Genomic DNA, 727 nt, shown 5'->3' on the forward strand with positions numbered 1-727 from the left:
GACCAAGACCGCCCGCTCCAAGTGGGGCATGTCGCGCACGCAGATCGTCAACATCCTGCAGGGCGTCAAGGACGGTTTCGAGAAGAAGCTCGAGATCACCGGCGTCGGCTATCGCGCGGCACTTCAGGGCAAGAACCTGCAGCTGGCGCTTGGCTTCAGCCATGACGTCGTCTATGAGACGCCGGCCGGCATCACCATTACCGTGCCGAAGCCGACCGAAATCACCGTGGCCGGCATCGACAAGCAGCAAGTCGGCCAGGTTGCGGCGGAGATCCGCGAGTATCGCGGTCCCGAGCCCTACAAGGGCAAGGGCGTCCGCTATGCCGGCGAAAAGATCGTCCGCAAGGAAGGCAAGAAGAAGTAGCGGGCCTGGCCTCGAGAAGTTGAGGCCAAGCCAAGAAGTGCAACGCCGCGGGGAGCGGTCGCGGGAGGCGCTTTCGCCTACCGCATATGGCGGCCCCCGTTTTTTGAAGGCAAGGAAGACCATCATGGGTACCAAGGAATCCACGCAGCGCCGCGCGCAGCGCGTCCGTCGTCAGATCAAGAAGGTCGCCGGCGAGCGTCCGCGTCTGTCGGTCCACCGCACGTCGAAGAACATCTACGTGCAGGTCATCGACGACGCCAAGGGCCACACCATCGCTGCCGCTTCGACGCTTGAGAAGGACCTCAAGGGTTCGCTCAAGACCGGCGCCGACACCGCCGCCGCCGCCGCGATCGGCAAGCTGAT

At 64.1% G+C, this 727-nt stretch carries 2 protein-coding genes; both read left to right on the forward strand.

Annotated elements, in window-relative coordinates:
* Positions 1-364: 50S ribosomal protein L6 (gene rplF / locus EN750_RS37395; RefSeq protein ID WP_127399482.1), on the forward strand; the 364-nt coding region annotated here is incomplete at its 5' end.
* A gap of 124 nt (positions 365-488) precedes the next feature.
* On the forward strand, positions 489-727 hold a 239-nt coding region (locus EN750_RS37400; RefSeq protein WP_127399483.1), incomplete at its 3' end, for a 50S ribosomal protein L18.

Origin of the sequence: Mesorhizobium sp. M7A.F.Ca.ET.027.03.2.1 (genome assembly GCF_003999175.1) — a bacterium.
Classification (GTDB): Bacteria; Pseudomonadota; Alphaproteobacteria; order Rhizobiales; family Rhizobiaceae; genus Mesorhizobium.